A 23,900-nucleotide genomic window follows, 5' to 3' on the forward strand; every position below is an offset into this window, starting at 1 on the left:
CGGTGGGTGTACTGCCGGTCACGCGGAGCACCCCACCCGGAGTGCCCCGTCCGCGGCGCCCCGTCCGAGCGGTCTCACCCGGCGCGGTACCGGCCGGTGCGCCGCTCCCAGTAGAGGTAGCCCGTCAGCCAGGCGGTGATGCCGTCGGCGTACTGCTGCGCCGTCCGGCTCTGCTCCTCGTCGAGTTCCAGCTCGTCGTAGGCGCAGGGGAGTTCGGTCAGCAGGTGGGTGTACCGGTCGACCATGTGCTGCGCCTCGGTGAGCACGATCGCGCAGGCCTCCTCCGGGGGGCAGTCGCGTTCGCGCTGCACGATCATCACCAGGTTGTACACGTCGCCGCGCGGCGCCTCCAGCGGGTAGGAGCGGACGTCGTTGCTGAACGACGGTATGTCTGCGGCGAGTTGCCGGATCTGGCGGAGCACGGGGTGGTGGTAGGTGCTCGGTGGCACGGTGAAGCCGCCGAGGCGTTCGACCATGTCGAAGATGGTCTCCATGGCGGCCGTCCCGCGGCGGAGGATCAGGTAGCCCTCGCGGTCGGGGATCCGGCCTGCCAGGCGGCCCGCGGCCTCGGCGGGGTGGCTGGCGAAGTACCACTCCCAGTTCGTGGCGGCGCGCGCTCTCCAGCGGCCGGGCATGCCGGCGGTGGAGCGCCGCCACAGGTCGGCGAAGGCCCGCTCGACGGCCGACGAGGCGTCGGGGAGGGCGCCGTGCAGGATGTCGGTGAGCCGGTCGCAGATCCGGGCGACCTCGGTCGGGCGGCGTCCGAGCTCGGTGTCGAACTGGTCGTCGAAGAGGAAGTAGAAGCCCAGCAGGTCGGCGGCCAGGGCGAGTTCGTCGGGTCCGGCGGCGGGGTAGCCCAGCGCGGCGAGCTCGGCCACCTCCCAGTGCCCGTAGGCGGCCTCGTCGGTGACGTCCGCGAGCTCGCGGTGGCGGTCCAGCCAGGTGCGGTGGCGGTCGGCGGCGTGGGCGTGGTGTCGGCTGCGGCGGAGTGGGAAGGGAAGAGTGAGTGAGGCGTCGTCGGACATCGTGCTCCCGGCACTGGGCTGGCGGTTCGGTGCTGAGCGTGTGCGTGCGCACTTACCTCGATGACTGCTGATGACTGCTGATGACTGCTGGTGGCCGGTGATGACCGCTCGGGATCCGCTGAAGATCACAGGTGTCGCCGGGCGGGCAGATTACCTGATCGGATCATCAGATGTCGGGCGCACCAGGGCATTTGCCCTCGGCACCCGCACTCAACCCTCCGTTCCCGCCCCGGCCTGCGCGAATGCCGCCCACCGGCTCGCACACGGCGCTAGGGTCGGGAACGGACCACGGAACGGAAGAGGCGGAGGGCGCGGCGGTGTCGGCAGACCAGCACGGACAGGGCGGGCGGGAACAGAGCGGACCGCCGACCGAGGAGACGCTGCGCGAGCGCGACGCGGAGGTGCACGCCGCCGAGCAGGCCGTGACCGGCCTCTGCCGCAAGTTCGCCGCCGGCGGCACCGAGATCGGCGAGGTCCTCCTCTACTCCGGCCACGGCGGCATGGGCAAGACCTCGATCCTGCACCGCGTGCGCCGCATGGCCAAGCTCCAGCCCGAGTGCACCGTGCTCTTCGCCCGCGGCGGCGAACGCCAGCGCAACGAACCCTTCCGCGTCCTGCGCCAGCTCCTCCAGCCGGTCCTCGGCTCGCTCTCCGAGGACGAGAAGGAGGAGGTCTTCGGCAGCTGGTACGGCATCGTCGGCCCCGCCATCGGCCTCGTCCCGCCCTCCGACGAACTCGAACCCCTCGACCCCCAGGGCGTCCGCGACGGCCTCGACTTCGTCTTCACCCAGCTCGCCCCGCGCCGCGCCCCGCTCGTCATGGTCGTCGACGACCTCCACTGGGCCGACATGGAGTCGCTCAACTGGCTCGCCTCCTTCGCCGTCCGCTCCCGCGAACTGCCCGTGCTGCTCGTCCTCGCCTACCGCGACGAGTTCGACCACACCGCGCACGGCCTGCGGCACCAGATCGAGTCCATCGCGCAGCACCGCCACGAACTGCGCCGCCTCACCCCCGACACCGTCGCCGACCTCGTCCGCGCCGAACTCGGCAGCGACGCCGAGGACTCCTTCTGCCGCCAGGTCTGGGCCGTCACCGGCGGCACCCCGTACGAGATCGTGGCGCTGCTGCGCGAGGTCCGCGACCAGGGCCTCGAACCGAGCGAGGAGAACGCCCGCCGCCTGCACGACCTCGCCGCCGCCGCCCGCGGCGAGACCCTCCAGCACTGGCTGGACAAGCTCGGCCCGACCACCCTGCGGTTCGCCTGGGCCGCCGCCCTGCTCGGCACCGACATCCGGCAGAGCCTGGCCGCCACCATCTCCGCCCAGGGCCCCGAACAGGCCGAGGAGTCCGTGCGGCAGCTCCGCCGCCAGCGCGTCCTCACCGCCGCGCCCAACGGACGGCTCGAATTCGTCCACCCCCTCATCGGCACCTCCATCTACCTGACCATGCCGGCCGGCACCAAGACCGCCATGCACGGCATCGCGGCCGCCGCCATCGAGAACTCCGGAGGCTCCCTGCTCACCGCCTCCCGGCACCTCCTGGAGGTCCACGCCGAGGGCGACTACGCCATCGTGCGCAAACTGCGCAAGGCCGCCCAGGAACACCTCGCCATCGGCGCCCCCGACGCCGCCAAACGCTGCCTGGAACGCGCCCTCAACGAGCCGCCGGACGACGACATCCGCGCCGAGGTGATCCTACGAACTCGGCTGCTCCGCCCTGCTCACCGACCCCGCCGCCACCGTCAACCAGCTCACCCTCGCCCTGGAGATGGAGCACGGCCTCGGCCCCGCCCTGCGGATCGACGCCACCTTCCGGCTCTCCGAGGCGCTCGCCCACAACGGCGAACTCACCCGGGCCGCCCGGATCTGCCAGGAGGAGGCCGAGCGCACCCCGCCCGGACCCGGCCGCCTCCGCCTCCAGGCCACCCACTTCATGTGGGCCGCCTTCCAGCGCGACGAGGAGGACGGCCCCGGCCGCTCCCGCCGCCTCAGGGAACTCGCGGAGTCCTCCTTCGCCGGCCACGACAGCGCCGCACGGGCCGTCCAGGCCATGCGCGCCTGGGACCTCACCCTGCGCGGCGAGTCCGCCGCCCTGGCCGTCGAGCACGCCGACCGGGCCCTCGTCGGCGGCCGGCTCCCCGACGGCCTCGGCTGGACGGGCACCACCTGGGGCTTCGAACTCCCCGCCCTGATCGGCCTCACCCTCACCTACACCGACGAACTCGCCCGCGCCGAGCGGCTCTTCTCCGACGCCATCATGGAGTTCGAGGTCGCCGGCTGGAGCGGCGCCCACCGCGGCTTCGCCTACTTCCTCATGGGCCTCGTGCGCTTCCGGCGCGGCTTCCTCCTGGAGGCCGAGGACTTCCTCCGCCGCGGCCTGCGGATCTCCGAGCGGATCGCCCCCGACCTCCCGCTGCAGTGGGACATCGTCGGCGTCCTCGCCGACACCCTGCTCGCCCGCGGCCGCGTCCAGGAGGCCTGGGACCTCGCCCAGCACTACCGCTTCGCCCCGCCGTACCACCCGACCGCCATGGTGCTGCCCGACGCACCCACCCTCTACGGCAAGCTGCTGCTCGCCCGCGGCGACCTGCCCGGCGCCGTCGACGCACTCACCAACGCCGGTCGGCAGCTGGAGGACCGCGAGCGGCACAACACCGTCTGGGCGCCCTGGGCCGGCCACCTCGCGCTCGCCCTCGCCCCGGACGACCCGGACGGCGCCCGCAAGGTCGCCCAGGACGCCGTCGACCGCGCCCGCACCTTCGGCTCCGCCTCCGCGATCGGCACCGCCCTGCGGCTGCAGGCCGCCGTGTCCGAGGGCCACGTCGCCGTCGACCTCCTCAGCGAGGCCGTCTCCGTGCTCGGCCAGTCCCCGGCCGGCTACGAGCACGCCCACGCCCTCGTCGACCTCGGGGCCGCGCTGCGCCGCAGCGGCCGGCTGGTCGACGCCGCCGAGTACCTCTACCAGGGCATGGAACTGGGCCAGCAGTGCGGCGCCGACGGCCTCGTCGCCCGCGCCCGCCGCGAACTCGCCGCCTCCGGGCTGCGCCCCAACCGGCTGCGGACGCTCTCCAAGGACGCCCTCAGCCAGCACGAGTGGGAGGTCGCCGAACTCGCCGTCCGCGGGCTGCCGCCGCAGCGGATCGCCGACGACCTCCGACTGCCGCTGAGCCTGGTGCACCGCCGGCTGGCCGCCGTGCACCGCAAGGCGGGCACCGGACCCGAAGGGCTGGCCGCCGCCCTCGGCCGGCCGGAGGACCCCGAGGACCCGCAGAGCTGACGGTCCGTCGAGGTCGCGGCGCCCGCGCCCGGGCGCACGCCCCCGCGCGGGCCGCACGTCCACTGACGGTCCTTCGCCCCGGCGCGCCGACCGACCTGGGCACGCCAGGCAGTCCGCCGCCGGGCGGGGCCGCGTCCGGCTAGGCTGCTCCCGGGGCGGCAAGATCGCCCGCATCGACAGCCAGCGGACGTGAGGCGGCTCGGCCGCCCAGGTGAGGAGCAGGGCATGGCGGGGTCGGCAGAGGCCACCACCGAAGTACGGCGGGAGCTCTTCGAGCCCAGCGGAGCAGGAGCGGCGATCGAGCGCTGGACGCTGCGCAACGGCCCGCTGGAGGCCAGCGTGCTCACGCTCGGGGCGACCCTGCACACCCTGGTCGCCCCCGACCGGGACGGCACCCCAGGCCAGATCCTGCTGTCCACCGACGAGCTGCCGCTGATCCTCGGCGCCGCCCGGCACTACGGCACGACCGTCGGCCGCTACGCCAACCGCATCGCCGACTGCCGGATCACCCTCGACGGCGAGGACCACCCGATCGCCCCGACCGGCAACGGCGTCACCCTGCACGGCGGCCCGGACGGCTTCGCCCACCGGGTCTGGACGTCCGAGGAGATCCCCGGCGGCGTCCGGCTGAAGCTCCACAGCCCCGACGGCGACCAGGGCTTCCCCGGCGCCCTCGACGTCGCCGTGGACTACACGCTCTCCGCCGACGCCGTCACCATCGACTACCACGCCGTGACCAGCAAGCCCACCGTCGTCAACCTCACCAACCACGCCTACTTCAACCTCGCGGGCGAGGGCAGCGGCGACGTCCGGGACCACCTCCTCACGGTCGACGCCGACCACTACACGCCCGTCGACGCCCGGCAGATCCCGCTCGGCCCGTACGAGCCGGTGGCCGGCACGCCGTTCGACTTCACCAAGGCCCGGCCGCTCGGCGAGGGCATCGACTCCGACCACCCGCAGGTCGCCGCGGCACACGGCTTCGACCACAACTGGGTGCTCCGCGAGCGCCCCGCGGACGGCGGCCCGGCCCGCGCCGCGTTCCTGGAGGACCCGTCGAGCGGCCGCACCCTGGAGGTGCTGACCACCGAGCCCGGCGTCCAGGTCTACACCGCCAACGGCTTCCACGGCGCCGTCACCGGCGCCCGCGGCGTCGCGTACGGCCCGTACGCGGGCGTCGCCCTGGAGACCCAGCACCACCCCGACTCCCCGCACCACCCGGCGTACCCGTCGACGGTGCTGCGCCCGGGGGAGGAGTTCCGCTCGACCACGGTGCTGCGCCTCGGCTCCGCCCGACCGGGCGGGGGCGCCTGACACAGGGGGAGCCCTGACGCAGCGGGGGCCCTGACAGGGCTTGCCGAAAAGCAGTGCAACGACGGCCCGTGCCGCCGGGGAGGACCCCGGCCGTGCGGGCCGTTCTGCATGTCCGCGGCATGTTCACGGCATGTCCGGGCGGATCTGCGGCGATGGCGCGGACCGGGCCGGCGCCCCCGCTTCCCCGCCCCGGCAACCCGCAGGACACGCGGATGTAACGATATGAACGAGCCTTGCAGAAAGTTGCTGCAAGGGCTTTCAGGTTGCTTTCGCCGCTGTTACGTTCCTCCACAAGCCCGACGGCCGCAACGGCGCAGTCGGCACGGGACAGCCATTATGCGCCGTCCTCCACCAATTCGGGCACCCCCACCTTCCTAGGAGTTCTCATGCGGCGTGGCATTGCGGCCTCCGCACTCGTTGCGGCCCTTGCGGTTTCTCTTGCAGCCTGCGGCAGCAGCGGCTCCGGCTCGGACGCCAAGGGCAACGGCGGTCCGGTCAGCATCACCTACTGGGACACCTCCAACGCCACCAACGAGGCGCCGACCTACCAGGCGCTGGTCAAGAAGTTCGAGGCCGCGAACCCGGACATCAAGGTCAACTTCGTCAACGTGGCGTTCGACCAGGCGCAGAACAAGCTGCAGACCGCGATGGGCGCCAAGGGCGCGCCGGACGCCTTCCGCGCCGAGGTCGGCTGGACCTCCGCCTTCGCCAAGGCCGGCTTCCTGGAGCCGCTCGACGGCACCCCGGCCCTGCCGGACGTCTCGGCCTTCCAGCCGAGCCTGATCCAGCAGGCCAAGTACGAGGGCAAGACCTACGGCGCCCCGCTGGTCACCGACACCCTCGGCCTGCTCTACAACAAGGCCCTCTTCGCCAAGGCCGGCATCACCGCCGCCCCCACCACGTGGGACGAGCTGAAGGCCGACGCCGCGCTCCTCAAGGAGAAGGCCGGCGTCGACGGCTTCTTCATGCGTGCCGGTGACGGCTACTACGCCATGCCGTTCCTGTACGGCGAGGGCACCAACATGGTCGACGCCACCGCGAAGAAGATCACGGTGAACTCGCCCGAGGCCGTCAAGGCCATCGAGACCTACAAGTCGGTCTTCACCGCGCCGGGCACCGTCAAGGCCGACGTCACCACCGACTCGTACGCCCACATGATGGACGCCTTCAACACCGGCAAGGTCGCCATGATCATCCAGGGCCCCTGGGAGATCACCAACATCTACAAGGGCTCGGCCTTCAGCGACAAGGCCAACCTCGGCATCGCCGCCGTCCCGGCCGGCTCCACCGGCAAGGCGGGCGCCCCGACCGGCGGCCACAACGTCTCGGTCTACGCCGGCTCCGACGCCGCCCACAAGGCCGCTGCCGAGAAGCTCGCCGCGTTCCTGACCTCCGCGGAGAGCCAGACCGAGCTCGCGCTGAAGAACTCCACCCTGCCGACCCGCAGCGACGCCTACACCGCCGAGGTCAAGGGCAACCTGGGCATCGCCGGCTACCAGGCGATCCTGGCCTCCGCCCAGCCGCGTCCCGAGCTGCCCGAGTACAGCTCGCTCTTCGGCTCGATCGGCACCAACCTGGGCAAGATCGTCCAGGGCCAGGCCGACACCAAGGCCGGCCTCGACGCCACCTCCGTCGACTACGCGAAGCTCCTCCCGACCTTCGCCAAGTAGGACCCCCGGCCGCCCCCGAACGAACACCAGTCGCCGGCGCGAGGCGGCGGACCTCCCGAAAAGGTGTCAACAATGGCAGTCGCCGTGCAGGGCGCTCCCGGTCAGAGCAGCCGCGGGCGCGAACCGCGTCCCGGCCTCGTGCAGCGCATCAGGATCTCGTACAGCAAGTACTGGTACGCGTACGCGATGGTCGCACCGGTCGTGATCGTGCTCGGGTTGCTGGTCGGCTACCCGCTCGTGCGCGGCCTCTACCTGACCCTCACCGACGCCACCAGCCTCAACACCGGCCGCCAGATCGGCGTCAACCACATCCCGGACAGCTTCAGCTTCGTCGGCCTGCACAACTACGCCGACGTGCTGTGGGGCCCCGGATCGTACGACCGCTTCTGGTCGCACTTCGTGTGGACCATCGCCTGGACGGTCATCTGCGTCGTCCTGCACTACACGATCGGCCTCGCCCTCGCGATGCTGCTCAACCAGAAGCTCAAGGGCCGCGGCTTCTACCGCATGCTGCTCATCCTGCCCTGGGCCGTGCCGACCTTCGTCACCGTCTTCTCCTGGCGCCTCATGCTGGCCGACGGCGGCGCGGTCAACGCCGTGCTGGGCACGCTCGGCCTGCCCGAGCCGGGCTGGCTCTCCGAGCCGCTCGCGCAGAAGGCCGCCGCGATCACGGTCAACACCTGGGTCGGCGTGCCGTTCATGATGGTCTCCCTGCTCGGCGGCCTGCAGTCCATCCCGGCCGAGCTCTACGAGGCCGCCGAGATGGACGGCGCCAGCCCCTGGCAGCGCTTCCGCCACATCACCCTGCCCGGCCTGCGCTCCGTCAGCAGCACGGTCGTCCTGCTCGGCGTGATCTGGACGTTCAACCAGTTCGCCGTCATCTTCCTGCTGTTCGGCGGCAACGGCGCACCCGACGCCCAGATCCTGGTCACCTGGGCCTACCGACTCGGCTTCGGCCAGATGCCGCGCGACTACGCGCAGTCCGCCACGTACGGCGTGATCCTGCTGTCGATCCTGATCGTCTTCACCAGCTTCTACCGCCGCTGGCTGGCCCGCAACGAGCAGGCGAACGGATGACCGCCGCCGCCAGCGCCCAGCAGCCCAGCGACCTCGACGAGGCAGGTACCCCGATGACCGTCACCACCGAACGCCCCACCGCCGAAGCCCCCGCCGCCGCCCGCGCCGCCAAGCCCGCCAAGGTGCGCGGCCGCGAGGAGCGCAGCCCGCTCGCCACCGTGCTCAGCCACGCCGCGCTGATCGGCGCCAGCCTGATCGCGCTGTTCCCCGTCGTCTACATCGCCTACATCTCGCTCGGGCCCGACGACATGGACTACCTGCACCCGGGCGACATCTTCGGCAAGGCGACCCTGGCGAACTACGGCAAGGTCCTCAACAACACCGACTTCTTCACCTGGTTCGGCAACTCGGTGATCATCGCCGCCGGCACCACCGTCTTCGGCGTCATCGTCGCGGCCTCCACCGGCTACGCGGTCTCCCGGATGCGCTTCGCGGGCTACAAGCAGCTGATGTGGGTGCTGCTCGTCACCCAGATGTTCCCGATCGCCGTCCTCATCGTGCCGATGTACTACATCCTCTCCAGCCTCCAGCTGCTGGACAGCTACGTCGGCCTGATCCTGGTCTACTCCGGCACCACCGTGCCGTACTGCGCCTGGCTGCTGAAGGGCTACTTCGACACCATCCCGCAGGAGATCGACGAGGCCGGCCGCGTCGACGGCCTCTCGCCGATCGGCACCTTCTGGCGGCTGATCCTGCCGCTCGCCCGTCCGGGCCTGGCGGTCGCCGCGTTCTACTCCTTCCTCACCGCCTGGGCCGAGGTGGCCTACGCCTCGACGTTCATGCTGAGCTCCGACAAGTACACGCTGGCCGTCGGCCTCCAGTCGTTCATCAGCGAGCACGACCACCAGTGGCAGCTCATGGCCACCACCTCGGTGCTCATCGCGCTGCCCGCCGCACTGGTCTTCTACCTCGTGCAGCGCCACCTCGTCACCGGCCTGACGGCCGGAGCCGCGAAGTCGTGACGCGCTGACGCGCCGCACGCTTCCGACGTACCGTCACATCACGCTCTGTTCGCCACGAATCCCCAAGGGATGACTGTCCAATGACCCAGAACCTGGCCGACGCCTCCCGGCCCGCCCCCGTCCCCGCCGCCGAGCCGATCGCAGCGAGTGCGGGCGCGTCCAGAGGCTGGTGGCGGGACGCGGTCATCTACCAGGTGTACCCGCGGAGCTTCGCCGACGCGAACGGCGACGGCATGGGCGACCTCCCGGGCGTCCGGGCCCGCCTGCCCTACCTGCGCGACCTCGGCGTCGACGCCGTCTGGCTGTCGCCGTTCTACGCCTCCCCGCAGGCCGACGCGGGCTACGACGTCGCCGACTACCGCGCCGTCGACCCGATGTTCGGCACCCTGCTGGACGCCGACGGCCTGATCCGCGACGCCCACGCCCTGGGCCTGCGGATCATCGTCGACCTGGTGCCCAACCACTCGTCCGACCAGCACGAGTGGTTCCAGCGGGCCCTGCGGGAGGGCCCCTCCTCGCCGCTGCGCGAGCGGTACCACTTCCGCCCCGGCCAGGGCGAGAACGGCGAACTCCCCCCGAACAACTGGGAGTCCATCTTTGGCGGCCCGGCCTGGACCCGCACCACCGACCCGGACGGCACCCCCGGCGACTGGTACCTGCACCTCTTCGCCCCCGAGCAGCCCGACTTCAACTGGGAGAACCGGGCCGTCGCCGACGAGTTCCGCTCCATCCTGCGGTTCTGGCTCGACATGGGCGTCGACGGCTTCCGCATCGACGTCGCCCACGGCATGGTCAAGGCCCCCGGCCTGCCCGACCTCGTCACCGGCGGCGACCAGCTCAAGCTGCTCGGCAACGACGTCATGCCGTTCTTCGACCAGGACGGCGTGCACGCGATCTACCGCGATTGGCGCCGGATCCTCGACGAGTACCCGGGCGAGCGGATCGGCGTCGCCGAGGCCTGGACGCCCACCGTGCAGCGCACCGCCAACTACGTCCGCCCGGACGAGCTGCACCAGGCGTTCAACTTCCAGTACCTCGGCACCTCCTGGGACTCCGCCGCGCTGCGCGAGGTCATCGACCTCTCGCTCGACTCGATGCGCCCGGTCGGCGCGCCCACCACGTGGGTGCTCTCCAACCACGACGTCACCCGGCACGCCACCCGCTTCGCCAACGAGCCGGGCCTGGGCACCCAGATCCGCACCGCCGGCGACCGCGAGCTCGGCCTGCGCCGCGCCCGCGCCGCCAGCCTGCTGATGCTCGCCCTGCCCGGCTCCGCGTACATCTACCAGGGCGAGGAGCTCGGCCTGCCGGACGTCACCGACCTGCCCGACGAGGTCCGCCAGGACCCGTCGTACTTCCGGGCGGCCGGCCAGGACGGCTTCCGCGACGGCTGCCGCGTGCCGATCCCGTGGTCGGGCACCGAGGCCCCGTACGGCTTCGGGCCCTCCGCCGGCGGGCCGTCGTGGCTGCCGCAGCCCGCCGAGTGGGCGCAGCTCAGCGTCGAGGCGCAGACCGGCGACCCCACCTCCACCCTGGAGCTCTACCGCTCCGCGCTGAGCGTGCGGCGCGCCCAGCCCGCGCTCGGCGCCGGCACCGAAGTGACCTGGCTGGAGGCCCCGGAGGGCGTTCTCGCCTTCCGCCGCGACAGCGCCGAGGGCTCGTTCGTGTGCACCGCCAACACCACCGGCGAGTCGGTCCGCATCCCGTCCCCGGGCCGTCTGCTGCTCGCCTCCGCCGAGGCCGGCCGCGAGGGCGGCGAGATTCTTCTGGCAGCCGACAGCACCGTATGGTGGGCGGTCTGACATGGTTGCAATAGGCTCTGGGATCGTGACTACAGCGCGACTCTCGGACATCGCAGCGCAGGCGGGGGTCAGCGAAGCCACCGTCAGCCGTGTACTCAACGGTAAGGCGGGTGTCTCCGCCGCCACCCGCCAGACCGTTCTGGCCGCACTCGACGTGCTCGGGTACGAGCGGCCCACCCGCCTGCGGCAGCGCAGCGCCGGGCTGATCGGCCTGATCACCCCGGAGCTCAGCAACCCGATCTTCCCGGCCCTGGCGCAGGTGATCGAACAGGTGCTCAGCCGGCACGGCTTCACGCCGGTCCTGTGCACCCAGACGCCCGGCGGCTCCACCGAGGACGAACTCGTGGAGATGCTGGTCGAACGCGGCGTGGCCGGCATCGTCTTCGTGTCCGGCCTGCACGCCGACACGACCGCCGACCACGACCGCTACAACAAGCTCATCGGCCGGCAGGTGCCGTTCGTGATGATCAACGGGTACAGCGAACGCATCGCCGCACCCTTCATCTCACCGGACGACCGGGCGGCCATGTGGATGGCCGTCCAGCACCTGGTGGAGCTCGGCCACACCACCATCGGCCTCGCGGTCGGGCAGAAGCGGTACGTGCCCGTGCTCCGCAAGATCGAGGGCTTCACCGCGGCCGTCCGGGAACTCCTCGGACGCACGCCCGAGGAGGCCGAGAGCTTCGTCCACCACACGCTGTTCAGCGTGGAGGGCGGACACGCCGCGGCCGGCGCGCTCCTCGACAAGGGCTGCACCGCCATCGTCTGCGGAAGCGACATGATGGCGCTCGGTGCGATCCGGGCCGCCCGGCAGCGCGGGCTCTCCGTGCCGCAGGACGTCTCGGTCGTCGGGTTCGACGACTCGCCGCTGATAGCGTTCACCGAGCCGCCGCTGACGACGATCCGGCAGCCGGTGGAGGCCATGGCCACCGCCGCGGTCGACGCCCTCCTGGAGGAGGTCGGCGGAAACCCGCCGCAGCGCGCCGAGTTCATGTTCCAGCCGGAGCTCGTCATGCGCGGCTCCACGGCGGCCGGCGGCCGCTGACCCGCACCGGGCGAGGCAGGCACGGCAGGCACGACAGATACACCAGGTACGGCAGGTACACCAGGCACGGCAACGCCGATGGCCCCGGAGAGCGGTCTCTCCGGGGCCGTCGGCGTTGCCGTGCGGTGCGGGGCCGTGCAGGGCCCGTACGGGCCGCTCGGCCCCCGCTCAGCCCTCCTCCGCCCCCCGCTGCGGCCGGGCGGTGCGGTGCGCGTCGGCGGGGTTCCCGGTCCGGGCCTCGGTGCGCCGTCCGCGCGCCAGGTAGTCACGGACGATCAGCTCGACGGCGTCCTGCGGGTTGCCGGTGCCGGACAGCAACATCACCTCGATCGCCAGATCGGCGTCCAGGGTGACGGTGACCTTCGCCATGGCGGTGCTCCTCAACTCCGGGGAGCAGCAGCCTAGGGGCTCCGGAGGGCGGGGTCGCCGGTTCTGCCGGAGCCCGGAGTCCGGAGATCGGAGTCCGGAGTCCGAGGGTTGGGGGCCGATGGTCGATGGCCGCAGTCCGGCCGTCGGATGCCGGGTGTGCGGCACCGGCGGAGGAAGGCGCCCGGAGGCAGGTGCCCCGGGCAGGTGCCCCCGGGGAAGGCGCGGAGTCGGGTGCGGTCCCGGGCGGGCGGGCCTCCCTGCCCACCCGCCGGGGCCGCACCCGGGCGTGCCCGACGGGCCCGGCCCGGCAGATCGGCCGGGCCGGGCCCGTCGGCGCGCCGAAGCCGCCCCGCCGGTCCACCCCTCTGTGCCAGGAGCGGGCCGGCCGGACGGCGGTCGGGAACCGGCGGTCTGCCGTGAGGTCAGATCCGGCCGGCGAAGTCCGGCGCCCAGTTGGCGACGGTCTGGGTGCGGACGCCCGCGCTCGGGTTGGCCGCCTCGACGTACTTGCCGTCGCCGACGTACATGCCGACGTGGTAGACACCGGAGTTGGCGCCGTTGTTGGACCAGAACAGCAGGTCGCCCGGCTGCAGGTTGTCCAGCGAGACGCGGGTGGAGAAGTCGGCCTGGTCGGCGGCGACGCGCGGGATCGCGATGCCGGCGGCCTTGAAGGCGGCCTGGGTCAGGCCGGAGCAGTCCCAGCCGCCGTTGCCGGTGCCGCCGTAGATGTAGGCCTGGCCGACCTTGGAGAGGGCGAAGTCGACTGCGGCGGCCTTGGAGCCGGTGGCGGCCTTGGCCGGGGCGGCCGTGGTCGCGGCGGCGGTGGTGGCCGTGGTGGTGGTCGCGGTCTTCGCGGGGGCCGGGGTCTGCGCGGTGGCCGAGGTGCCCAGCGACAGCTTCTGGCCCGGGTAGATCGAGTGCGGGCCCTGGGTCAGGACCGACTTGTTGATCTCGTAGAGCTTCTGCCAGCCGCCCTGCACGTGGTTGTGGTCGGCGATGGTGGAGAGCCAGTCGCCGGCCTTCACGGTGTAGGTGGCGCCGGTGCGGTGGCCCCAGGACTGCTTGCCCTGCCAGGACGTGCCGCCCTGCGAGGTGCCGGAGGCGGTCGACCCGGTGCCGGTGCTCGGGGCCGTGGTGGCCGGGGCGCTCGGCGCGGTGGTGGCCGGGGTGCTCGGCGCGGTGGTGGCGGAGCCACCGGTGCTGATCTCGGGGGCGGGGCCGCCCTTGGTCAGACCGGCCTGGACGGAGCAGACGGGCCAGGCGCCGGGGCCCTGGACGGCCAGCACCTTCTCGGCCGTGGCGATCTGCTGGTCCTTGGTGGCGAGGTCGGCGCGGGACGCGTACGAGGTGCCGCCGAAGGCGGCCCAGGTGCTGTTGGTGAACTGCAGGCCGCCGTAGAAGCCGTTGCCGGTGTTGATGTGCCAGTCGCCGGAGGACTCGCACTGGGCGACCTTGTCCCAGGTGGCGACCGAGGCGGCGGAGGCGGTGCCGGCGGTGAGGCACGGGATCGAGAGGCCGATGCCGACGACGCCGGTGGTGGCGAGGATGCGGCGGCTGCGCTTGGAGTTGATGGACAGCATGAAGGAGCGTTCCTCTCCCACGCCTGCGAGGTGAGCTGTCGGATTCGGGCTGGAGTTGCCCGGCCGCACGTGCGGACACGTCGAAATGACGTTTCTGCGCGTGCGGCTTCACCCCAAGCCGGGGAACGGCGCTGGACCGTTCCCTGGCGACTTACCTGGTTCCCCCGCCCCTGCCGAAGTGCGTTTCGCTTTGCCAGTCGGACCGCCGGCAGGACTCGGCGTTCGGGCCAACTGGGTCCGTGTGACCACGAACGTGGGAGGACATTAGGCAGAGATAAGTTCAAACTGCAAACATGTGTGAGCCCGATCACAGTGGATCTTGTATGAATTCATGATCGATTATTCGGCGCCGTTCCGGTCGCCTTCGGCCGCTTTCGCGCAAACCCGTTGAGCCGAAACGGGCTTGTTTATGCTTCAGGCGTCGGGGCCCCGGGCGGCGGCCCGGGGAGGGGTTTCACCGATCATGGAACGCGACGAGGACATGCCGGCGGCGCCGGGGAAGCCCGTCTCCCACCGCCGGGTCGGCCGTCGGCGGATGCTCGGCTGGACGGCGGTCTCCGTCGCCGCGGCAGCCGTCGGCGGCGGCGCACTGCTGCGCCGCCCGGCGGCCGGCGAGGCCGGCCCTGTGGCCCGCACGGTGGCCCCCTCCGGTGCCACCCAGGCGGCCGTGGCCGGGCATTCGCACGGCGCGCCGCCCCCGGAGAGCCCGACGCCCTCCCCGCTCGACCTGACGGGCCGCCGGTGGTCCGACGCGGGCGGCTGGGGCGGAACCGTGCCGGGCCCGCGGACGGCGGTGCGCATCGCCGACCGCGTGCTGCTGGACACCGACGCCACCGTGGCCTCGCTGCTCGTCGAGCCGGGCGGCTCGCTGGTCTTCGCGCCCGGCAGCAGCGTGACGCTGGCGTCCGCCGGCAACGTCGAGGTCCGCGGCACCCTCGCCCTGGTGCCGGACGACGGGGCGGTGCACGCCCTGCGCTTCCCGTCGGTCGGTGAACGAACCTTCGTCGGGGGCGGCATGGGGGTGGTCGGCACGGACACCGGCCTGTGGGTCACCGGCGCCGGGCGCCTGCGCCTGGACGGTGCCGCCAAGACCGCGTGGGTGCGCGCCGCCCGTCCGCTGAAGGCCGGCGACACCGCCCTGGAGCTCGCCGCCGTGCCCGCCGGATGGCGCGCGGGCGACGAGCTCGCCGTCGCCCCGACGGGCCCCCCGTCCGAGGACGGCTTCTCCACCCGGTACGATCTGTGCACGATCCGACGGGTCGACGGCCGCACCGTCACCCTCGCGGAACCGCTGGCGCACGCCCACCCCAGGGTCGCCGTGGGCGGTGGCGTGACGGCCGGCGCCGAGGTGCTCAACCTGACGCGCAGCGTACGGATCGAAGGCACCGCCAAGGGCCGCGCGCACGTCCACCTCACGAGCTCCCGGCAGGCCGAGATCCGGCACGCCGCCCTGCGCTGGCTCGGCCCGCGCCGCGCGGGCAAGGAGCGCTGGAACGGCGAGCCCGTCACCGAGCCCGTGCTCGGACGCTACGGCCTGCACTTCCACATGCTCGCCGACTCCTCGCGCGGCACCGTCGTCGAGGGGGTCGTCGTCCGCGACACGGGCAGCCACGCCTTCGTGCCGCACGCCAGTCACGGCATCACCTTCCGCAGCTGCATCAGCCACGACACGTGGGAGGACGCCTACTGGTGGGACGGGCCGCTGGACACCCGCACCCCGCAGGCGCCGTCCGACGACATCGTCTACGAGTCCTGCGTGGCCTCGCGCACCGTCTACGAACCCGCCCCGCGCGGCTACCGGCTGACCGGCTTCGCCCTGGGCGCGGGCACGGGCGGCATCGCCCGCGACTGCGTGGCGGTCGGCGTGCAGGGCGCCGAGGGGGCGTCCGGGTTCGAGTGGCCGGAGACCAGCGAAGGCGTGTGGACCTTCGAGCGCTGCCTGGCCCACAACAACCTGCAGAACGGCATCTTCGTCTGGCTGAACGCCCGGCACCACCACACCGTCACGCAGTTCGTGGCGTACCACAACGGCGCATCGGGCATCGAGCACGGTGCCTACCTCAACGACTTCGACTACACGGCCGGCGTGCTGTACGGCAACGCCGCCGCGGGCGTCACCGTGCACGCGCTCGGACGCGACGCCGGCACCGTCCTCGACGGCCTGCTCGTCGACGCCGCCGGGCAGTCCGACCACGCGATCGTCACCGCGAAGCACCAGCTCGCCGGCACGACGGTGACGATCGGGCGGTGCCGGCTGACGGGCTATCGCAAGGCCGGCATCGCCTTCCGTGCCACCGCGGACGGGCAGCCGGACGACATCGCGGTGCTCGACTGCAGCTTCGACGGCAAGGCCGGCGGGACGGAGGTCTGGCTCGACCCGGACTCGCCGCCGCCCACCAGGATCGTGCTGCGCAGGGCGGGCGAGCGGCAGGCGGTCCGGCTGACCAAGCCGGCCGCGGGCGCCGCTGCAGGGCCGTGGAACGCCGCGACGGCGCCGGTCGACGTCGACGGTCCGCCACGGGCCGTCGCGGTGCCCGCGATCCGGCTCAAGGACGTCGCGGCGCCGACCTCCCGGCTGCCGGCCTGACGGAGGCCCGGCTGTCGGTGTGGCTGTCGGTGTGGCTGCCGACCGGGTCCGGCAGGACGCGAGCCCGGCGCGGGCCTGACGGAGGCCTGACAAGGGCCTGGCGGGGGCTGTCACGGGGCGCGGCGCGTCCGGGGCGGGTGGCGGGGCGGGGGAGCCCTGCTGCGGCCGTGCAGGGCAGCTGTGCGGGACGGCTCTGCGGGCCAGCCGTGCGGAACGTCCGTGCGGGAGGCGGCCGGGGGAACGCCCGAGGGGCCCCGGCACCGGCCGGGGCCCCTCGTCGTTCGTCGGACGCCGGCCCGGAGGCCGGCACCGCCGGTCGCCCGGCGGCTCTCTCAGTGCTCGGCGCCGGGCTCCTCGGCCTCGTCCTGCTCCTCGGCGTACGCCGGGGCGGGCAGGACGGCCAGGTAGGTGGAGGCGATCAGCTGACCGACGGTCGGGTAGGCGCCCAGGGGTGCGGCGCTCGGGCAGCCGGTCTCCTCGGCCGCCGTGGCCAGCAGCTCGGCGTCGGCCTCCGGGCCGATCACGAGCGGGGCCAGTGCCGGTCGCTCGGAACCGGTCGCCCGGAGGTGCTCGACCGCGGCGGCCACCGAGCCCGGCACGTCGAGGGCGGCGGCCACCACGGGCACGGCGAGCCGTGCCGCGAGGAGCACGCCGGTGATCCCGGCGGCGGCGGCCGCGTCCTCGCCGCCGGTGACGGTCAGCACGACGCCGTCCGCGGCCGTGGCGATGGCGAAGAGCCGGGCACGGTCGGCGCGGGCCAGGTTCGCCTCGGAGAGGCGTACGTGGACGGCCTCGGCCAGCAGCGGGTGCGGGCCGAGCGGATCGGTCACGGAGGCGCCCGTGGCGGCGGCCAGCTCGTGCAGCTCCGTCAGGAAGCCGTGCGGGCCGGGGACCAGCGGCACGATGACCGGCGGCGGCGCGTTGTTGCCGGCCGCGATGGCGAGGAGGCCGGCCACGGTCGGCGCGTCGTCGGCCTCGGTGGCGACGTATCCGGCGGCGATCTCGATGCCGGGCTGCTCGCTGCGCACGATGGACAGCAGCTCGTCGACGATCGGGCGGGCCTCGGGCCCGGCCACGGCCGGCACGGCCAGCAGGAGGGCCGGCGAACCGGTCGGGATCTCGGGGCGCTCGGGACGACGGTGGCGCCCCCGCGCACGGGAGCCTGGGGTACGGACGGGCAGTGGCGCGCCCGGGATGGCTGCGGTGCTCATGGCGGAGATCGTAGGACATACCGACGCCCCGGCTGCAGTCGACTCCCGTGAGGGCTTGGTGGTGATGGCACAAGGTGGACAAAAGTAGTCAAACCTTGTCAGGAGTCGTCGAGCGGTGGCGTGATGCGGCTCACACGGCCTGATGTGACTGCGCGTGAGCCCGGACGCCCGGCCGGAAGATCAACAGGCCGCTGGCGCCTCCGCACCCAGGGTGATCGTTTACCGGGCGATTCGCGCACTGTCGCCCGGTTTTGCCTGGTGGGCCCGTTGGGTGTTCGGTGCTACTGATGAGTCGGATGCACGCGCAATGTCCCGTGCTGATGCACGTGCAGCCGGGCTATCATCACGTCAAGTGAGGCGAACGCCAGGCTCTGGGGAGAAGACGATGAGTGACACGTACAACGGCATGGCGGCTGCGGACCTCGACGGTGTGGTCTGGCAGAAGAGCCTGCACAGCAACTCGCAGGGCAACTGTGTCGAGTTCGCCGCCCTCCCGGGTGGTGATGTCGCCATGCGCAACTCGCGCTACCCCGACGGGCCCGCCCTCATCTACACCCGCGCGGAGATAGCCGCCCTGCTCCTCGGGGCGAAGGACGGGGAGTTCGACCACCTGTCGGTCTGACCGGCCGTCGGTCCACCGCTCCGCCGGGGCCGTCGTGGGTGTCGCCGCGACGGCTCGGCCGTCGGCCGGGTCAACCCGGTGGGGCGTCCGGGAGGCTGTTCCGCCTTCGACCTCATCCCCCGTGCGTGCGGTGGGGCGGCCGCCCGGAGGCCGGGTCGCGCACTGCCTGTCTGCCTGTCCGTCTGCCGGCCCCGGCCTCGGCTGTGCTCCGTGCGGAGCCCGGCCGGGTGTGTGTGCCCGGGGCCTGCTGTCCTCTGTCACGGTGCGCGGTGCTGCGTACCGGTCGACCGCGCTGCTGTGCCGTGCTGCCCTGCCGTCCGCCCGTGCCGCCCTGTGATGCTGCTCTGCGGTGCTGCTCTGCCGGTCCGTGACCGGCCGTTCGATGCTCCGCGCTTCCGTGCCCGGCCGGGTCAGAGCGAGCGGCGGTGCCGGCCTGCGGCGGACTCCGGCGGCGCGTCGAACAGCGCCCACACGACCTTCCCCGCGCCTGCCAGCGGGTGCCAGCCCCAGGAACTCGTGAAGGAGTCGACCAGGTGCAGCCCGCGGCCGGACTCCGCCACGAAGTCGGCCTCCCGGGCGACCGGGCCCTGCGCACTGGGGTCGCTCACCGCGCACACCACCTGCGGGGACCTGTGCACCAGGCTGATCCTGATCGGGACTCTCGCGTCGGCGGCCTGCAGCCGCCCCGGCTGGGCGGGCACCTGGCTCGGTGCGCCGCGCTCGGCCGTTCTGCCGTCCGGGGTCGCGCCCATCGCATGGCGCAGGGCGTTCGTCACCAACTCCGATGCGACCAGTGCGACATCGTCGAAGAGCGAGTCGAGTCCCCAGCCGCGGAGCGTGGTCCGGGCGAACTCCCGGGCCGATCTCACGGCCTCGAACCGGGGGGCGAGGGTACAGCTGACCACGTACGGGTCGGCGGCTATGGCCGTACCGGTGCTCATGAAGAGCTCCTCCCATAAGGGGGCGGACACGGCTGGACCCACGCGGGTCATGCCGGTCACCTCCGACTCGCTCGGCCGCTCGCCCGCCCGTCCGGAAACCCGGACCCGCACACGAACTCCCGGCCGCACGGGGGTGCGGCCGGGAGAGTGTGCGATGTCGCGCGTTCGGTCGACGCGGAGCCCGCGGAGTTGTCAGGTGCGTGCAGGTGCACGTGCACCATGGTCCTCTGCGCTCACTGCAGATGCAAGAGTCGATTCACGTGCACTCGCATGTTTGGCATATGCAAGCGCCGGATGCACGTGCAAGATGAAGGATGTGATGCAGAAGTAGGAGATCGTCGTGTCACTACGGGCACCGAGCGCTCCCAACTGATGGCAGACTGTGCGCTGTTTGACCCAAGGTGGAGGTTTCCGACCGCATGACCACAGTTCAGCCCGGCGGGGGCTCGATGGTGCGCCGTATCCTCCTCGGCTCACAGCTGCGCCGCCTGCGCGAGGGGCGCGGCATCACGCGCGAGGACGCCGGCTACACGATCCGCGCCTCGGAGTCGAAGATCAGCCGCATGGAGCTCGGCCGCGTCTCCTTCAAGGAGCGCGACGTCGCGGACCTTCTCAGCCTGTACGGCGTCGACGACGCCGTCGAGCGCGAGGCGCTGCTCGGCCTCGTCCGCGAGGCCAACAAGTCCGGCTGGTGGCACAGCTTCAACGACGTCCTGCCGAACTGGTTCCAGACGTACGTAGGACTGGAGGAGGCCGCCGCGCTGATCCGCACCTACGAGGTGCAGTTCATCCCGGGCCTGCTGCAGGCGGAGGACTACGCGCGCGCCGTCTTCGCCCAGAGCCGGCCCGCCGTGAGCCCGGAGGAGCTGGAGCGCCGGGTCAGCCTGCGGATGCGCCGTCAGTCGCTGCTGACGGAAGGTCAGAGCCCGCGGCTCTGGGCCGTCATCGACGAGGCGGCGCTGCGCCGGCCCGTCGGCGGACCCGCCGTGATGCGCTCCCAGGTGCAGCACCTCATCGACATGGCGCAGCGCCCGAACGTCGTCGTCCAGGTCATGCCGTTCCGTTTCGGCGCCCACGCGGGCGAGAGCGGAGCCTTCTCCATCCTGCGCTTCCCCGAGCAGGACCTCGCCGACGTCGTCTACCTGGAGCAGCTCACCAGCGCGCTCTACCTCGACAAGCGCGACGACGTGGACGCCTACATCCAGGTGATGGAGCGTCTCTGCGTCGACAGCCTGACGCCCGACCAGACCGTGGACCTGCTCGCCGGCCTCCTCAAGGAGCGCTGAGCCCGCTCCGGCCCGCGGCAGGAGACCAGGCGGTCCCGGGCGGGACCGCCGCCGGTGCATCCCGCCCGGATGTCGCGTGCGTGCGCGCCGTGCCCCTCGATGCCGGGTGCCTCGATGGCGGCTGCTTCGACGCTGGCGCCTGCATGCCGTGCAGCGGGGTGCGGTCGGCCCGGGTGCAGTCGCCGTGCAGCTGCTGTGCGGTGGCCGATGGCGGACGAGAGCGGCCCGTGTCAGGTGCGGGCGGAGGGCTGTGCCCGCGGCGGGGCCTCCGGCTGAGGCGGCACGCCGAGTTCCCATGCCAGGCCGTACCGGGAGAACAGGTCGGCCCGGATCGGCGCCAGCGGTGTCGTCGCGCCCGGCAGCAGGACGCCGATGCACCCGCCCATCAGTGCGCTCCGCAGGAGCGCGTGCTCGGCGGCCGGATCCCGGGCGCCCCAGTCCTCCAGCAGCCCTCGCAGGATCGCGCCGAGCTGCTGCTGCTCCGGGTCCTGCACGAAGGCGCCGACGTCCGGGTCGAGGATGAGCGCGAGGTGCGAGCGCATCACCCGGGGGTGGCCGAGGGCCACTCCGAGCACGGCGTCGATCGCGCGGGCGAGCCGGGCCTCGGCCGAGGAGTTCGGGGACAGAGACTCCAGGGCTGCGGCCAGTTCCAGATGCATGAGCCGGTGCGTCGCCGACTGCATGAGGAGCCGTTTGCCGTCGAAGTAGTACGACACCAGACCGCGTGCCAGCCCTGCCCTTTCGGCGATGTCGCCCAGTGTCGTGCGGGCGTATCCGTGCTGGTCGACCAGTTCGACGGTGGCGCGCATGATGCGGCGGCGGGATCGCCTGCGCAACTCCTCATTGACCGATTCCCCGCGAGGTGTCATCGTGTCTGCTCCGTACGTTGACTGGCTCATGGCCAATATACTGGCCGGGCCGTCCGCGACGAGGCCGTCCCGCCAGGTTCGGCCCGCCCGCAGCGTGCGGAGAACGCCGGCTCCACCAACACGGGGGTTTGGTGGAGCCGGCCTTCCGTGCCGTGGCTCAGCTGTCCACGAGCACCTTGTCCGACCGGTGCGTCCCGGCAGCCTCCTCCGCGGGGTCGGGGGAGCGGTCGCGGCGGGCGTCCAGGACCCAGCCCACCGCCGTGACCACCAGCCCCACCAGCGAGACCCCGGTCACGAACAGCAGGGCCGGCCGGTAGCCGTCCAGCTGCGCCTGGGGGCTCTGGCCTCCGCCGCTCCCCGCGGTGATCACCGCCGTCGCGGCGGCGAGCACGAGGGCGCTGCCGACCTGGAACGCGGTGTTCACCAGGCCCGATGCCAGGCCCTGTTCGTCGTCGGAGACGCCGTTGGTGGCGGCGATGTTGACGGACGGGAAGGCCAGTGCGAAGCCGATGCCGAGCAGCACCATGCTGGGCAGTACCAGGCCGACCAGCCCGGAGTGCTCGTCGAGCCGGAGGAAGAGCGCGTATCCGGCGGTCAGCGCCAGGATGCCGAGCGGCATCAGCCGGGCGGTGCCGAAGCGGTCGACGACCGCACCCATCTTCGTGGCGGACAGGGCCACCAGGGCGCCGGCCGGCAGGAACGCGAGCGCCATCTCCAGTGCGGACCAGCCGAGCAGGCGCTGCAGGTAGAGGGTGGCGATGAACTGGAAGCCCGCGTAGGAGCCGAAGACCGCGACCGCGGCGATGTTGGCCCGCGCCACCCCTCCGTTGCGGAAGATGCCGAGCCGGACCAGCGGGTGGGCCGTGCGGGACTCGACGACCAGGAAGAGCGTCATGAGGACGGCGACGGCCGCGAGCGAACCGAGGGTGCGGGCGCTCGCCCAGCCGGCGCTCTGGGCCTCCGTCACGGTGAAGACGAGCAGGAGCAGGGAGCCGGTGCCGGTGATCGCACCGGCCACGTCGTACCCCGCGCCGTCGCGGGCCGCCACGGGCTGGCGGGGCAGCAGGCGGAACGCTGCGGCCAGGGCGAGCAGCGCGACCGGGACGGGCATGAGGAAGGTCCAGCGCCAGCCCGCCGAGGTGAGCAGGCCGCTCAGCACCAGGCCCAGGGAGAAGCCGCTGGCGCCGCAGGTGGTGTAGATGGACAGGGCCCGGTTGCGGGCGGGGCCCTCGGCGAAGGTGGTCGTGATGATCGACAGACCGGCCGGCGCCGTGAAGGCCGCGCTGATCCCCTTCAGGAACCGGGCGGCGATCAGCAGGCCGCCGTCGTCGACGAGCCCGCCGAGCAGCGAGGCGGCGGCGAAGACGCCGAGTGCTATCAGGAAGACCCGGCGTCGGCCGAGCAGGTCCGCGGCGCGGCCGCCGAGGAGCAGGAGGCCGCCGTACCCGAGGACGTAGCCGCTGACCACCCATTGCAGGGCGGAGGTGGAGAGGTGGAGGTCGCTGCCGATGGAGGGGAGGGCGACGCCGACCATCGAGACGTCGAGGGCGTCGAGGAAGAGGGCGGCGCAGAGGACGACGAGGGTGCCCCACAGGCGGGGGCTCCAGGTCTCGGTCGTCGACGGGTCGTCAGATGCGGGCGTCATGGGGAAGAGACTACATGCGCATGCATCCAATGCAAGCGAATTTAATGCCGCCGCATTAAATGTGTCGGCACGTGCTAGCCTGGAGCGGTGGCTGAACCGGACATCGCCCCCGACGCCGAGCTCGTCTTCGAATGGCGTGATGTGCTCGCGCGGCACGCTGCCGTCTCCTGCGCGCTGGACCGCGCCCTCGGAGACCGGTACGGGCTGGGCATGAGCGAGTTCGAGGTGCTGGAGCGCCTCTGGGAGGACGAGAAGCGCGCGGGCCCCGGCAAGCTCCGGGTGCAGGACATCGCCCAGACCGTGCACCTCAGCCAGAGCGCGCTCTCCCGGCTGATCGGCCGTCTGGAGAAGGACGGTCTGGTCGTCCGCGCGATGTGCGAGCTCGACCGCCGCGGCATCTTCGTCGCGCTCACCGACGACGGCCGCGCCCGCTATCTGGAGGCGCAGCCGGTGCACCGCGAGGTCCTCGCCCGCACGCTCGGCTGACCTGCGCCGGTCCGGCCGCACACCCGGCTGACCTGTGCGGGCCGGGCCGGGCCCGACCCGGCCGCGGGCGTGGCCTGCACGCCCGGTCGGCCTGCACGTCCGGTCCGCCTGCATACCCGGTCGGCCCGTCAGG

18 protein-coding genes, 1 pseudogene and 1 riboswitch are annotated in these 23,900 nt (G+C 72.6%); of the genes and pseudogenes, 12 read left to right on the top strand and 7 right to left on the bottom strand.

Annotated elements, in window-relative coordinates; translation table 11 throughout:
- Positions 1 to 74 precede the first annotated feature (74 nt).
- Positions 75 to 1,025 carry a terpene synthase family protein gene (locus tag SNE206_RS17095; protein ID WP_407914227.1) on the bottom strand — a complete coding sequence of 317 codons (951 nt, stop codon included), beginning with the start codon at positions 1,023 to 1,025 and terminating at the stop codon, positions 75 to 77.
- A 242-nt stretch (positions 1,026 to 1,267) separates the two neighbouring features.
- Here SNE206_RS17095 and SNE206_RS17100 point away from each other — a divergent pair.
- The 8 genes and pseudogenes from SNE206_RS17100 to SNE206_RS17135 all read left to right on the top strand — a co-directional run.
- Positions 1,268 to 1,879 (top strand): annotated as a pseudogene (locus SNE206_RS17100) (AAA family ATPase); the annotation flags it as partial.
- Between the two features lie 913 nt (positions 1,880 to 2,792).
- Positions 2,793 to 4,301, top strand: coding sequence for a hypothetical protein (locus SNE206_RS17105; protein WP_407914228.1), 1,509 nt, complete (start codon positions 2,793 to 2,795; stop codon positions 4,299 to 4,301).
- A gap of 225 nt (positions 4,302 to 4,526) precedes the next feature.
- A complete protein-coding gene (locus SNE206_RS17110) occupies positions 4,527 to 5,615 on the top strand; it encodes an aldose epimerase family protein (protein ID WP_407914229.1) in 1,089 nt (362 codons plus the stop codon).
- Between the two features lie 386 nt (positions 5,616 to 6,001).
- Positions 6,002 to 7,285, top strand: a complete 1,284-nt coding sequence (locus SNE206_RS17115) for an extracellular solute-binding protein (protein ID WP_407914230.1) — start codon at positions 6,002 to 6,004, stop codon at positions 7,283 to 7,285.
- A gap of 72 nt (positions 7,286 to 7,357) precedes the next feature.
- Positions 7,358 to 8,362 (top strand): carbohydrate ABC transporter permease, encoded by a 1,005-nt coding sequence (locus tag SNE206_RS17120; protein ID WP_407914231.1) that lies wholly within the window; start codon positions 7,358 to 7,360, stop codon positions 8,360 to 8,362.
- Positions 8,363 to 8,415: 53 nt separating this feature from the next.
- Complete coding sequence (locus SNE206_RS17125) at positions 8,416 to 9,324, top strand: sugar ABC transporter permease (protein ID WP_407914258.1); 909 nt, start codon at positions 8,416 to 8,418, stop codon at positions 9,322 to 9,324.
- Between the two features lie 80 nt (positions 9,325 to 9,404).
- Positions 9,405 to 11,126, top strand: a complete 1,722-nt coding sequence (locus SNE206_RS17130) for a glycoside hydrolase family 13 protein (protein ID WP_407914232.1) — start codon at positions 9,405 to 9,407, stop codon at positions 11,124 to 11,126.
- 1 nt (position 11,127) lies between these two features.
- On the top strand, positions 11,128 to 12,171 hold the full coding sequence (locus SNE206_RS17135; RefSeq protein ID WP_407914233.1) for a LacI family DNA-binding transcriptional regulator: 1,044 nt from the start codon (positions 11,128 to 11,130) through the stop codon (positions 12,169 to 12,171).
- A 168-nt stretch (positions 12,172 to 12,339) separates the two neighbouring features.
- Here the strand turns inward: SNE206_RS17135 and SNE206_RS17140 are convergent, their stop codons facing one another.
- Together SNE206_RS17140 and SNE206_RS17145 are read right to left on the bottom strand one after the other, a co-directional pair.
- Entirely contained in the window at positions 12,340 to 12,540 is a 201-nt protein-coding gene (locus tag SNE206_RS17140) for a hypothetical protein (protein WP_407914234.1), read from the bottom strand.
- Between the two features lie 422 nt (positions 12,541 to 12,962).
- Positions 12,963 to 14,120 (bottom strand): transglycosylase family protein, encoded by a 1,158-nt coding sequence (locus SNE206_RS17145; protein ID WP_407914235.1) that lies wholly within the window; start codon positions 14,118 to 14,120, stop codon positions 12,963 to 12,965.
- A 7-nt stretch (positions 14,121 to 14,127) separates the two neighbouring features.
- Positions 14,128 to 14,313: riboswitch (cyclic di-AMP (ydaO/yuaA leader) on the bottom strand.
- A 270-nt stretch (positions 14,314 to 14,583) separates the two neighbouring features.
- Between SNE206_RS17145 and SNE206_RS17150 the strand changes: the two genes are divergently transcribed.
- Entirely contained in the window at positions 14,584 to 16,707 is a 2,124-nt protein-coding gene (locus tag SNE206_RS17150; protein ID WP_407914236.1) for a hypothetical protein, read from the top strand.
- Positions 16,708 to 17,039: 332 nt separating this feature from the next.
- Here SNE206_RS17150 and SNE206_RS17155 read toward each other — a convergent pair whose 3' ends face one another.
- Positions 17,040 to 17,918: a hypothetical protein gene (locus SNE206_RS17155; RefSeq protein ID WP_407914237.1), complete on the bottom strand. Its 879-nt coding sequence runs from the start codon at positions 17,916 to 17,918 to the stop codon at positions 17,040 to 17,042.
- 385 nt (positions 17,919 to 18,303) lie between these two features.
- Between SNE206_RS17155 and SNE206_RS17160 the strand changes: the two genes are divergently transcribed.
- A complete protein-coding gene (locus tag SNE206_RS17160; protein ID WP_407914238.1) occupies positions 18,304 to 18,540 on the top strand; it encodes a DUF397 domain-containing protein in 237 nt (78 codons plus the stop codon).
- Positions 18,541 to 18,950: 410 nt separating this feature from the next.
- On the opposite strand, the gene SNE206_RS17165 is transcribed toward SNE206_RS17160, so the two are convergent.
- Positions 18,951 to 19,481, bottom strand: a complete 531-nt coding sequence (locus SNE206_RS17165; protein WP_407914239.1) for an ATP-binding protein — start codon at positions 19,479 to 19,481, stop codon at positions 18,951 to 18,953.
- Between the two features lie 419 nt (positions 19,482 to 19,900).
- Between SNE206_RS17165 and SNE206_RS17170 the strand changes: the two genes are divergently transcribed.
- Positions 19,901 to 20,767 carry a helix-turn-helix domain-containing protein gene (locus SNE206_RS17170; protein WP_407914240.1) on the top strand — a complete coding sequence of 289 codons (867 nt, stop codon included), beginning with the start codon at positions 19,901 to 19,903 and terminating at the stop codon, positions 20,765 to 20,767.
- 230 nt (positions 20,768 to 20,997) lie between these two features.
- Here SNE206_RS17170 and SNE206_RS17175 read toward each other — a convergent pair whose 3' ends face one another.
- Positions 20,998 to 21,603 (bottom strand): TetR/AcrR family transcriptional regulator, encoded by a 606-nt coding sequence (locus tag SNE206_RS17175; RefSeq protein WP_407914241.1) that lies wholly within the window; start codon positions 21,601 to 21,603, stop codon positions 20,998 to 21,000.
- A 190-nt stretch (positions 21,604 to 21,793) separates the two neighbouring features.
- Entirely contained in the window at positions 21,794 to 23,281 is a 1,488-nt protein-coding gene (locus SNE206_RS17180) for an MFS transporter (RefSeq protein WP_407914242.1), read from the bottom strand.
- Positions 23,282 to 23,368: 87 nt separating this feature from the next.
- Between SNE206_RS17180 and SNE206_RS17185 the strand changes: the two genes are divergently transcribed.
- Positions 23,369 to 23,767 carry a MarR family winged helix-turn-helix transcriptional regulator gene (locus SNE206_RS17185; RefSeq protein WP_407914243.1) on the top strand — a complete coding sequence of 133 codons (399 nt, stop codon included), beginning with the start codon at positions 23,369 to 23,371 and terminating at the stop codon, positions 23,765 to 23,767.
- The last annotated feature ends 133 nt before the right edge of the window (positions 23,768 to 23,900 follow it).

This window comes from Kitasatospora sp. NE20-6 (assembly GCF_045862635.1).